This is a genomic window from Polaribacter dokdonensis (genome assembly GCF_024362345.1).
Taxonomy (GTDB): Bacteria; Bacteroidota; Bacteroidia; order Flavobacteriales; family Flavobacteriaceae; genus Polaribacter; species Polaribacter dokdonensis.
Genome location: NZ_CP101505.1, coordinates 1,063,191 through 1,075,856 on the forward strand (window position 1 = coordinate 1,063,191; position 12,666 = coordinate 1,075,856).

The following is a 12,666-nucleotide window of genomic DNA, read 5'->3' on the forward strand; positions in this document are numbered from 1 at the left end:
TTTTATGTTTGATCAAATATATATTGAGAAACTAAAATCTAATTTTAGTGAGGCTGTTCGTGTAATTTTAGCGAATAAAGTTAGAACATTACTTACCTCTTTAGGAATCATATTTGGAGTTGCAGCTGTAATCACTATGCTTGCTATTGGTAATGGAGCAGAAAAAGAAATATTAGCTCAATTAGAATTAGTAGGTGTAAACAATATCGTAATTACACCCATTCCAGATGAAAAGGATGATAATGAAAGCGAAGAAGGTTCAGATGGAGATGCTCTAGAAGCTATTCGTTTTTCTAAAGGTTTAGATATGTTAGATGTAAATAGCATTAAAAAAAACATACCTTCTGTAAAGTCTGTGAGCCCAGAAGTAGTCTTAGAAACCTATGTAATAAAAAAGGGAAGACAAAACCCTGTAAAACTTATTGGTGTTGCTCCTAATTATTTCGAAACTTCAAATATTGCCATAGAGAGTGGTAAAAACTTCTCTTACAATCAAGTTGAAAACTCTTTACCTGTTTGTATTATTGGTAAAAAAATTGAGAAAAAGCTATTTACTGGAGAAAGTGCTATTGGTAAGCAAATAAAAGTAAAAGATGTTTGGTTACAGGTAATTGGGGTTATTGAAGAAAAATTTATATCTGATAATGCTCAAGAAAACTTAGGAATTAGAGATATGAACTTAGACATTTATATTCCTATTAAAACCTTTTTGGTTCGTTATAAAGATCGTAAAACCATAATGGATAAACCCATAGAAACTGGTGGAGGAATGATTTTTATTAGTGGCCAGCAACAAGGACCTAAGCAAAGAATTCCTAGAGGTAATTATCATCAATTGGATAAATTAGTTGTTCAAGTAGATAATTCAGCTCAATTAAACTCAACAGCAGATGTTTTAAGTAGAATGCTTAAAAGAAGACATAATGACATGTTAGATTTTGAAATTTCTATACCTATTCAATTATTGAAACAACAACAAAAAACAAAACAAATTTTTAATATAGTCTTAAGTATTATAGCAGGTATTTCTTTATTAATTGGAGGAATTGGTATTATGAATATTATGCTTGCATCTGTTTTAGAAAGAACCAAAGAAATTGGTATTATTAGAGCCATTGGTGCAACTCAAGAAGATGTAATTCTACAATTTTTAACAGAGTCAGTTTTAGTGAGTATTGGAGGTGGAATTATTGGAATTGTTTTAGGCGTTTTAGCCTCCTATATTTTAGAAATAAGTACAGGAATAGAAACCATTTTATCTGTAAGCTCAATTTTATTATCATTTTTTGTTGCAACATTAATAGGGTTAATTTTTGGTATTGCACCTGCAAAATCAGCAGCAAACAAAAGTCCTATTGAAGCTATTAGACACGAATAACTATGAAAAAACTATTATTACCATTTCTCTTTGCACTATCATGCTCATTGTTTAGTCAGCAAGAAATTACATTAGAACAAGCCATTGCTATAGCACAAAAAAACTCTCCAGATTACAAAGCGCTATTAAATCAAAATCAAGCTAGTTACTGGAGGTTTCGCAATTATAAAGCAGGTTTTCTACCTCAATTGAGATTAGATGCTACTTTACCCAGATATTCTAATTCTGTAAATAGATTAACCAATGATAATGGTCAAGATATTTTTGTAAGATCTAACCAAGCTAGTTTTGATGGAGCTTTATCTCTAAACCAAAATATCGCTTTAACTGGTGGTACAATTTCTGTAAGTTCACAATTAGAGAGAGTAGATGTTTTTGGTGATAATGCATCTACAGGGTTTTCAGTAATTCCTTTCTCTTTAAACTATAGTCAAAATTCACTTTTTTACAATCCTTTCAAATGGCAAAAAAGAATTGAGCCATTGATTTACGAAGAAGCAAAAAGAGAGTTTATAGAAAGAATGGAGCAAATATCATCTAACACAAGTAGAAGATATTTTGCCTTATTAAAAGCACAAATTCAATCTAGAATTGCAAAATCTAACTTATCCAATCAAGATACTTTATTTCAAATTTCGAAAGGAAGATATAAAATGGGTAAAATTGCAGAAAATGACTTATTACAAATAGAATTATCTGTCTTAAATTCTGAAAATGAAGTAATTACTAACGAAATCAATTTTAAAAGATCTTCTCAAAATTTATCTAGATACTTAATTTTAGATACAGAAAACATTGTTTTATCTACTCCTAAAGAGTTAACTACATTTACAGTAAGTGTAGAAAAAGCTTTAGAGGAAGCCAAAGCAAACAGAAAAGCAGTTATTGAGTTTAGAAGAAGACGTTTAGAAGCAGAGCAAGATGTAGCAGAAGTAAAAGGAAACAATCGCTTACAAATGAGTTTCAGAGCTAACTTTGGTATTTCTCAGCAAGGAGCTGTTTTTAATGATTTATTTCAAGATTATAATCAACAACAAAATGTAGTTTTATCTATAGGAGTGCCAATCTTAGATTGGGGTGTTTCTAAATCTCGTAGAAAACTAGTAGAGGCGAATCAAGATTTGGTAAATACCAACATTGAAATTGAAGAACAAGAGTTTGAACAAGAGATTTACCTACATGTTTTAAATTGGCAAAATCAACGTAATTTTTTAAAAACTGCTAAAAAAGCGCAAGAAATTGCACTAAAACGTTATGAAATAGCTAAAAAACGTTTTGTTTTAGGAAAAATAGGAATTACAGATTTAAACATTGCTTTACAAGAACAAGACAGATCTGTTTTGCAATATTTAAACTCTTTAGAAAAATTCTGGACAGATTATTATACACTTAGAAGATTAACACTTTATGACTTCATTAAAAACGAAAAAATAAAAGTGGCAGATATTATTTATGATTAGATTCTTTTAACGTTTTCTTTAACAAATTTATTCCTTTAAATAGTACTTTTGTTTAATATTAGTGAATATTAATCAAACAAAATATTGTCATTGAAAAAATTCCTCATCATATTTTTCTTGAGTACTATATCTTTATATAGTCAAGAAAAAGTTACTGTAAGTGGTACAGTTTACGATAATGCAAATAATGAAACTTTAATTGGTGTCTCAATATATTTCCCAGAATTAAATGCAGGTACAAGTACAAATGAGTATGGCTTTTATTCTTTAACCATACCAAAAGGAACGTATAAAATCCAAATTAGTTACTTAGGTTTCACTAGTATTTCAGAGCAAATAATCTTAACTGATAATGTTACTAAAAACTATAAACTTAATGAAGAAGCAGAGAGTTTAGGTGAAATTATCATTGAATCTGATATTGAAAAACTTAACGTTAGAACTCCACAAATGAGTGTAAACAAACTAACGTCTTCAACAATTAAGAAAATACCTGTTGTACTTGGAGAAGCAGATATAATTAAATCTTTGATTTTATTACCTGGTGTAACAAGTGCAGGTGAAGGCGCTTCTGGCTTTAATGTTAGAGGTGGTGCTGCAGATCAAAATTTAATTTTACTAGATGAAGCAATAGTATTTAACTCCTCTCACCTATTTGGTTTTTTCTCAGTTTTTAATCCAGATGTTATTAAAGATGTTAAGTTGTACAAAGGTGGAATTCCTGCAAGATTTGGAGGTAGATTATCATCAGTTTTAGACATTTATCAAAAAGAAGGTAATAGTAAAGAGTTTAATTTAACAGGTGGAATTGGATTAGTTTCATCGAGATTACTGGCAGAAGGACCTATTGAAAAAGAAAAAAGTTCTTTTGTTGTTGCAGGTAGAGCTTCTTATGCTCATTTATTCTTACCTCTTTTTGACAATGATAACAAAGCATATTTCTATGATTTAAACAGTAAAATAAATTATAGATTTAATGACAGGAACAATGTGTTTTTATCTACCTATTTTGGAAAAGATGTATTTGGTATAAATGATAGTTTCGTAAATGATTATGGAAATACAGTTTTAAATTTAAGATGGAATCATCTTTTTTCTGACAAAATATTTTCTAATTTATCACTTATTTATTCTGATTACTTTTATGGTTTAACTCTTGATTTTGTTGGTTTTGAATGGGATTCTGGAATTACAAACTTTAATCTTAAATACGATTTTAAACACTATCTGAATGAGAAGTTTACACTTACTTATGGAATAAATAATATATACATTAAATTTAATCCTGGAGAAATTATACCTAATAGAGCTGATTCTGGTATTCAAGCAGAAAAATTAACAGATAAATATGCTAACGAGTTTGCTGCATATCTTGCTGCTGAGCAAAAAATAAACGACAAACTTACAGTACAATATGGAGTTCGTTTTAGCAATTTTACAAGACTGGGTCAAGATGAAATAAATGTTTATGCAGACAATAATCCTGTAATTTATAACGAAGAATTTAAAAGATATGAATCTGCAGAAGCAATTGGTACTGAATCTTACAGCAGAAGTGATGTTTTAGCTAGTTTTCAAAATTTTGAACCAAGACTATCATTGTCTTATTTACTAAATAATGACACTTCTATTAAAATGAGCTACAATAGAATGGCTCAATACTTACACCTTTTATCCAATACCAATTCTCCTACTCCATTAGATGTTTGGGCTCCAAGTGGTCAATTTATCAAGCCTCAATTACTAGATCAGTATGCTTTAGGTTATTTTAAGTCTATTAAGAATGGAGATTATTCATTAGAAACAGAGGTATTTTATAAAGATATCCAGAACAGAATAGACTATATAAATGGGGCTAATTTAGTTGCCAACAATGAAATTGAAACCGTAATTTTAAATGGGCAAGCCAGAGCTTATGGTTTAGAAGTATTATTAAAAAAGAACGAAGGTGATTTTAAAGGTTGGTTAGCTTATACTTTATCTAGATCTGAACAACAAACTTTAGGTAGAACTCCTAATGAACCAGGAATTAATTCTGGTGAATGGTATAGCACTCCTTTTGATAAAACTCACGATATTTCTTTAAATGGAAGTTATGAGTTGTCTAAAAAATGGACATTTAATGCCAACTTTCTTTTCCAAACTGGGCAGCCAACAAATTATCCTGTTGGTCAGTATGAAATTTCTGGTTTAAACGTACCTATTTATGATGATAATAGAAGAAATGCAGACAGGCTTCCTGCTTATCATAGATTAGATATTTCTGCAACCTTAACTCCAGAAAAAAATAAAAATAGACGTTGGCAGAGTGAGTGGGTTTTTGGAATCTATAATTTATATGGAAGACAAAATGCAGCTTCTATTAACTTTAGTCAAAATAGAGAAACGTTTAGAAATGAAGCAGTACAAACCTCAATATTTGGTTTAGTACCTTCTGTAACCTATAATTTTAAATTTTAGTAAAGTGATGAAAAATAAATATTTACTACCCATTTTATTACTTTTCTTATTTTCAAAATGTGAAAAAGTAATCGATGTAGAAGTGCCTTCTACAACACCCAAATTAATTATTGATGCCTCTTTTCAAATATTTTTTGATGAGAGCCCAGTAACTGCAGAAACTGTTGTAAAACTAAGATTATCTGCAGATTATTTTGATGAATCTATACCAACAGTTACTAACGCTTCAGTCTTCTTAACAAACTTAAGTAATGGTAATATCATCAATTTTAACGATGCAAATTTAGATGGAGATTATGAACCAACAAATTCATTTATTCCTGAAGAAAACACCACCTATGAGCTAACTGTAGTTTATGACAATGAAACTTATAAAGCAACTGCAGCAAGAGTAAAATCTACTCCTTTAACCAATGTAATTCAGGGAGATGAAACTTTATTTTCAGGAGAAGAAACTGAAATTCAAATCTTTTTTACAGATGATGGTTCTATTGATAATTACTATGTTTTCGATTTTTCGAATGCACTATTTTTAGCCTTAGAAGATAGATTCTTTAATGGAGCAGATTACAGTTTTTCTAGCTTTTATCAAGAAGATGAAATTGAGTTACCAACAACAGTTACTATTAAAATGTCTGGAGTATCTAAAGAGTACTATACTTACTTCAATATTTTAATAGATCAAAGTGGACAAAATGCAGGTGGCCCTTTTGAATCTGTGCCTTCTTCTTTATTGGGTAATGTAATTAACACTACAAATGAAGATAATTTTCCTTTAGGATATTTTCAAATTTCAGAAACAGATACATTTACGTTAGATTTGGTTGAAAAAGATTAAATTTTGAATGAAGATTTCAGCTAATCAAAAATTTAAAATACCTATTTTTGATTGATGAATTTTACAAAAACTACAGAGCAAGATTCGAAATATGATCATTTAGAAAAAATGTCAGTTTCAGAATTGCTTACCAACATTAATAATGAAGATCAGCTAGTTGCCTTAGCTGTGAAGCAATCTTTGCCTCAAATAGAAAGTTTAACCCATCAAATTATTCAAAAATTAAAAATTGGAGGTAGACTTTTTTATATGGGTGCAGGTACTTCTGGTAGATTAGGTATTCTTGATGCTTCAGAATGTCCACCAACATTTGGTGTTCCTCATGAATTGGTAGTAGGTTTAATTGCAGGTGGAGATATTGCAATTAGAAAAGCAGTAGAATTTGCAGAAGACTCTAAAAGTCAAGGATGGCTAGATTTGCAAAAACATCAAATTAATAAAAACGATGTTGTTGTTGGTATTGCTGCTTCTGGCACAACACCTTATGTAATTGCAGCTTTAGAAAAATGCAATGAAAACAATATTATAACTGGTTGTATTACTTGTAATGCAAATAGTCCTTTAGCATTAACTGCACAATATCCTGTAGAGGTTATAGTTGGCCCAGAATTTGTTACTGGCAGCTCTAGAATGAAAGCTGGAACAGCTCAAAAATTAGTTTTAAATATGTTGTCTACAACTACCATGATTCAACTGGGTAAAGTCAAAGGAAACAAAATGGTAGACATGCAGCTTTCTAATGATAAGTTAGTTGATAGAGGAGAAAGAATGTTGGTTGCTGAATTAAATATTAGTAAAACTGAAGCTAGCCAATTATTACAAAAATTTGGTAGTGTTAGAAATGCTGTAAAAAATTATAAGAAATGAGTACAGATTTAAATTTGTTAAGCAAAGGATTAGTTAGATTAGGAGTGGTAATTTTACTTTTTATTGCTTCACCAATTATAATTACAATGGGTTTTAAAGCTATTGATAAATTTACTGAGAGTCCTCAAAATATCTTTGCTTACCTATTTTTAGCAGTGGGTTGTTTGCTACTGCTCTACTCAATGTATTTTGCCTTTAAGACATTTGGAGTGTTAAGCAAAGCCATTTTTAATAACAAATAAGCTGAATAAAAATACACTACATAAAATTTTAAATTGGGAATATTGGCCCTCCTCTTTTTTTTATCTACCAAACTTACCCTACGCATTTTACTTAGCATCAAAAGCCAAGCATCCTGCATTTTTTAGTGTTGCAAATCCTTCTATAAAAAGTTCAGGAAATGGAACTGAAAGCAAATACGAAACTTTAGCTTTAATACCTGAAAAATACAAACCAAAAAGTATTCTTCATAAGAGTGATAATTCAATTCAAAAAACATTAGAAAAACTTAAAGATTCAGCAATAACATATCCTTTAATAGTAAAACCAGACATTGGTTTTAGAGGTTTATTAGTTGAAAAAATTAAAGATCAAAAAGCGTTAATAAACTATATTCAGAAATATGATATTAACATCATTATTCAAGAATATATAAATTACAACAATGAATGTGGAATATTTTATCACAGACATCCTAATGAGGAGAAAGGTAAGATAAGCTCTATCACTCTAAAGAAATTTTTAACGATTACAGGTGATGGATCTTCTTCTCTTTTTAAGCTAATTACTGCACATGAGAGAGCTAATTTATATGTCGAACTACTGAAAGAAAAAGAGAACTTAGATTTAGAAAAAATATTATCAAAAGATGAAGAGTTAATTCTCTCTGTTATAGGTAATCATTCAAAAGGCACTCAATTTATAAATGGTAATCATTTAATTACAAAAGAGTTAGAAACTACTTTTGATAATTTATCAAAATCTATAAAAGGATGGTTTTATGGCAGAATTGATTTAAAATACAACAACTTTAAAGAGGTTGAAACTGGAACTGATTTTAAAATTTTAGAAATTAACGGAATTATTGCAGAGCCAACTCATATTTATGATGCACAAAATTCCAATTACTTTGATGCCTTAAAATCCATTAGAAACCATTGGAAATATCTTTATAATATTTCTATGATAAATCACTTACAAAATAAAATTCCATATAAAAGTTCTAAAGAATTTATCAATGAAATTTTAGACTTAAGAGCCTATACCAAAAAAATTAAAAACTTATCAAAATAACACATTTTGTTTATTTCGAAACTAAAATTTGGTGGGGGAAAAAATACTTTTAACTCATTCAGAAAATATACTAACTCAATAGATTTTAAAGTTCAATTAATTAAATAATAAAAGTTAAATTTGTGTAAATCAATCACAAAAATGACTAAAAATATACTTACCTCATTCTTATTAATTTTCCTAATCAGCTCAAATTCAATAGCTCAAGAGAAAAGTACAAATCAAATAAAACAACTAGTAGAGTCTTATAAAAATGACATTAGAGGACCATATTATAGAATTAAATGGTTTTGCGAAGATGGAAGTATTAGAGACGCGAAAGATCCTTGTCCTGATGATTTAGAAGGTATACAACATGCAAGTTTTAAGCAGTCTGCATTAGATTTAAGAAAAACGAATCGATTATTTTTTGGTGAAATATTAGCTGCTACAAAAACCAATGAGTTTTTAGATGCTAATCATAATTATAGCAGATTAAAGCAATATCAGATTGGTGAATATTTAGCAAGTATAGACAATGGTTGGGTTTTAAGAAAAGGACAATATTATAGAGGAGCTAAGCAATCTGAAGATGAAGAAGCTTGGGGAAAATCCTTTTTTGAAGATGTCTTAAAAAATGATAATTTCTTAAAAACAAATTTCTACTTAATAAGACAAGCATTAAAAGATATACCTCATAATGGAGATACCAATATTGGTCAGTTAATGAGAAGTGAGTCTAAAATTCTAGCTGAAGAAATTCCTAGTTTTATGGATATTAGAATTAAGATTCATGGTAATCCTCAAAAAACGGATATTGATTTAGTAAAGAACTATATTCAAAAAAATAATTCAAAATTATCATTACAAGAAAAAAAAGATTTAAAAAATCTAATTGTAACTATGGAGCAATTTTACGCTCCTTTAGACTTTAATAAAATAGATAAAGAAGTTGCAAGCCTAAATGGAAATACAATGGTTGTAGAAGAAATTAAAAACTTCTCTACTTATTATAAGAGTAACAAATCTTCAAAAAAAATAGTCGAGAATTCTGCTAGTATTTTAGCAAATATCAGAGGTAATATTTTAGATTTTAAATCATCTAAAGATCGCTTAAAGCTTTTAGACATTAGCAAACAACTAGAGAATATTTTATTGATAGAAACTCAAAATTGGCAAACAGAAAGCCTAGCAGAAACCATTCGTAAAATAGAAGTTTTAACCTGTGCTTCTTTAGGTTCTGGTTTAATCGAGTTTTGGGAATATGATAGAATTGAGAAGAATTTTAAATCGGCTTTAGACAATCAAAACATTACCATTTTAGAACTTAATAATTTATTAAATACTTCTAGAAGCATTGTAGAATGGAGTGCCTCATTAATAAAAGCAAATTATAATGAAGACGTTATCAACTACACCAATTTTGAGCCTATGGCTTATGGTTTTATAGATGATAGGGTAAGAAACAGTATTGCTTTAAGCTTAGGAGAAACTGTAAGTAAGCTAGGTAATTTTGTGGCAAAAGTATCTCAAATTAATAATAAAGTGATGTCTATTGACAATCAAAGTGCCATAAGAGGTTTAAATCCTGGTTATGCTTTTGGAGAATTAGTGGTTGTAGATGGAGACCCAAATGTAATTGAGGTAAACACCAATAAAATTTATATTTTTCAAAATCCACCTTCAGATTTAAAACCAGTAGCTGGAATTATGACAGTTTCAGAAGGTAACTTAGTTTCTCATGTACAATTATTAGCAAGAAACTTAGGAATACCAAATGCTGCATTATCTAATGAAAACTTATTAGCCTTAAAGAAATTTAATGGTAAGAAGGTTTTTTATGCAGTTTCAAATAAAGGAAATGTTATTCTAAAACCAGAGAGTGATATGAATAATGAAGAAGAAAAGCTATTTGAAAAAGTAGAACGTAGTAAAAATATGATTGAAGTGCCTGTTGCTGATATTCGCTTAGATGTATCTAAAGTCATAAATATGAGAGAGGTTGAAGCTACAGATTCTGGTAAATTATGTGGACCAAAAGCAGCAAACTTAGGAGAGCTAAAACAACTGTTTCCAAAACAAGTTGTAGAAGGATTAATAATTCCTTTTGGAGTTTTTAAATCGCACATGAACTTACCTATGCCTAATGAAAATAAAACTTATTGGGAGTATTTGAATAACGCCTTTCAGCAAGCTGATGCAAAGAAGAAAAACGGAGCATCTGAAGAAATGGTTGAAAAATTTTTACTAACCTCATTAAAGAAATTACATACCTCAATTTTAAATATTGATTTAGACAAAGCATTCGTTCAAGATTTAAAAACCAATTTTCAGTCTGCTTTTAAAAATGATATGGGTAATGTTCCTGTATTTTTAAGAAGTGATACAAATATGGAAGACCTTAAAGAATTTACAGGTGCTGGTTTAAACCTTACCTTATTTAATATAAAAGATGAAGATAAAATTCTACAAGGAATAAAGCGTGTTTGGGCTTCTGCTTACACTGAAAGAAGTTTTAAATGGAGACAAAAATATTTATTGAATCCAGAAAATGTGTATCCATCAATCTTAATTATACCTAGTGTAGACGTAGATTATTCTGGAGTTATGATTACTAAAGGAATCAATGCAGGTGCAGAAGAAGATTTAACTGTAGCATTTTCTAGAGGTGCAGGTGGTGCTGTAGATGGGCAATCTGCAGAAACAAGATTAATCACCAAAAAAGAAAACTTTTTATTAGCACCTGCAAGACAAGCAGATTACATAAGATTACCAAATTATGGAGGAACTAAAAAATACTATACTTCGTTTAATAATGAGATTTTAAATGAAGATAATATTGATAAAATTAGAGAATTTGCAACTCAGGTTCGTAAGAAAATAGGAGCAAAATCAGGAAATAAAAATCAAGTTTATGATGTTGAATTTGGTTTTAAAGATGATAAATTATGGTTGTTTCAAATAAGACCATTTGTAGAAAACAAACAAGCAAAAAGCTCTGAATACTTAAATTCAATTACACCAAAAATATCAAGTTCAACAAAAGTTAGCATCAACGAAAAAATATAAATATGAAAAAGAAATACCTATTAATAATTGCAGCAATTACCATTTCATTTGGTTTTGTAAGCTATTATCCTATTGATGGATATGAATACACAGGAATTAAAAGACTATACCAAATTAGACAGTTTCAAAAAGACAGTGTTAAGTACACAAGAATTCCTAAAGGAGCTTATAAAAAATGGTCTGATATTAAATTAAACTTAACCAATAAAACTACAGATAGTGTAGAAGAATTATTTACTGTTGATAAAGATTTTGATAGAAAAATAAGGAGAATTACACCTGGAGGAGCTTATTCTTTAGCAATTATGGATATGAGTAATCCTGATGCTTTAAGATATGCAGAACATAGAGAAAATTTAGGTTATCAACCAGGAAGTGTAGGTAAAATTGCAGTTTTATTAGCTGTTTTTGATCAGCTTGCTAAACTATGTCCTGATTCTCATGCAGAGAGAATTGCGTATTTGAAAAAAATAAAAGTAACTAGCAGATATTGGGGGTTAGGAGATCATCATACTATACCAATTTACGATATTGAAGAAGATAGGTTAACTAAAAGAAAAGTAGTTGCCAGTGATGAGTTTACCCTTTTTGAATGGTTAGATCATATGGTTTCTGTGAGTAATAATGGTGCTGCAAGTATCATGTACAGAGAAGCAATGTTAATGGCTGCTTTTGGACAAGATTATTTTTTCTTAGATGCAGAAAAAGCAGAAAACTATTTTAAAGAAACACCAAGAGATTCTCTTACAAATTTGGCAAATACAGTTGTTAATCAGCCTTTAAGAGATTTAGGAATTACAGAAAATGAGTGGAGATTGGGAGGCTTATTTACAAGACCTCCAGGAAAATATGTAGGAAGAAAAGGTGGTAGTATTGGTACACCAAAAGGATTAATGAAGTTTTTGGTAAAATTAGAGCAAGGTAAAGTTATTGACGAGGCCTCTAGTTTAGAAATGAAGCGTTTATTATACTTAACAGATAGAAGAATTCGTTATGCAAAATCACCTAGATTAGATGAAGCTGCAGTTTATTTTAAATCTGGTAGTTATTATAAATGTGATAGAGTAAAAGACCCTAATTGTGGTAGTTATGCAGGTAACGTATTCAACTACATGAATTCTGTTATTATTGTAGAACACGATAATGGAGTTAAATACATTGTTTGTTTAATGACAAATGTTTTAAACAAAAACTCAGCTGGTGCTCATATGTATTTGGCAAGTAAAATAGATGATGTGATTAACGAAACAGCCAATATTAATAAAGAAGAAATAAAAGAAGAAAAATATATAGAAGATAAAGACGAATCTTCAGATAATTAA

General features: G+C 29.4%; 9 protein-coding genes. All 9 read left to right on the forward strand.

Annotated elements, in window-relative coordinates:
* Nucleotides 1-4: 4 nt before the first annotated feature.
* The 9 genes from LPB302_RS04965 (at nt 5) to LPB302_RS05000 (ending at nt 12,666) form a co-directional block, all read left to right on the forward strand.
* Complete coding sequence (locus LPB302_RS04965; RefSeq protein WP_053975207.1) at nt 5-1,378, forward strand: ABC transporter permease; 1,374 nt, start codon at nt 5-7, stop codon at nt 1,376-1,378.
* Nucleotides 1,379-1,380: 2 nt separating this feature from the next.
* Nucleotides 1,381-2,838, forward strand: a complete 1,458-nt coding sequence (locus LPB302_RS04970) for a TolC family protein (protein WP_053975208.1) — start codon at nt 1,381-1,383, stop codon at nt 2,836-2,838.
* Nucleotides 2,839-2,928: 90 nt separating this feature from the next.
* The gene (locus LPB302_RS04975) at nt 2,929-5,298 is read left to right on the forward strand and encodes a TonB-dependent receptor (protein ID WP_082329809.1); all 2,370 of its coding nucleotides are present in this window, start codon (nt 2,929-2,931) and stop codon (nt 5,296-5,298) included.
* Between the two features lie 7 nt (nt 5,299-5,305).
* Entirely contained in the window at nt 5,306-6,136 is an 831-nt protein-coding gene (locus tag LPB302_RS04980; protein WP_053975210.1) for a DUF4249 family protein, read from the forward strand.
* 54 nt (nt 6,137-6,190) lie between these two features.
* Complete coding sequence (gene murQ / locus LPB302_RS04985) at nt 6,191-7,003, forward strand: N-acetylmuramic acid 6-phosphate etherase (RefSeq protein ID WP_053975211.1); 813 nt, start codon at nt 6,191-6,193, stop codon at nt 7,001-7,003.
* The gene (locus LPB302_RS04990; protein ID WP_053975212.1) at nt 7,000-7,245 is read left to right on the forward strand and encodes a DUF6095 family protein; all 246 of its coding nucleotides are present in this window, start codon (nt 7,000-7,002) and stop codon (nt 7,243-7,245) included. Before murQ ends, LPB302_RS04990 begins: the two co-directional genes overlap by 4 nt.
* Before the next feature lie 220 nt (nt 7,246-7,465).
* Nucleotides 7,466-8,296, forward strand: coding sequence for an ATP-grasp domain-containing protein (locus LPB302_RS13965; protein ID WP_367888763.1), 831 nt, complete (start codon nt 7,466-7,468; stop codon nt 8,294-8,296).
* Nucleotides 8,297-8,437: 141 nt separating this feature from the next.
* Entirely contained in the window at nt 8,438-11,344 is a 2,907-nt protein-coding gene (locus tag LPB302_RS04995; protein ID WP_053975213.1) for a PEP/pyruvate-binding domain-containing protein, read from the forward strand.
* A 2-nt stretch (nt 11,345-11,346) separates the two neighbouring features.
* Nucleotides 11,347-12,666 carry a serine hydrolase gene (locus LPB302_RS05000; protein WP_053975214.1) on the forward strand — a complete coding sequence of 440 codons (1,320 nt, stop codon included), beginning with the start codon at nt 11,347-11,349 and terminating at the stop codon, nt 12,664-12,666.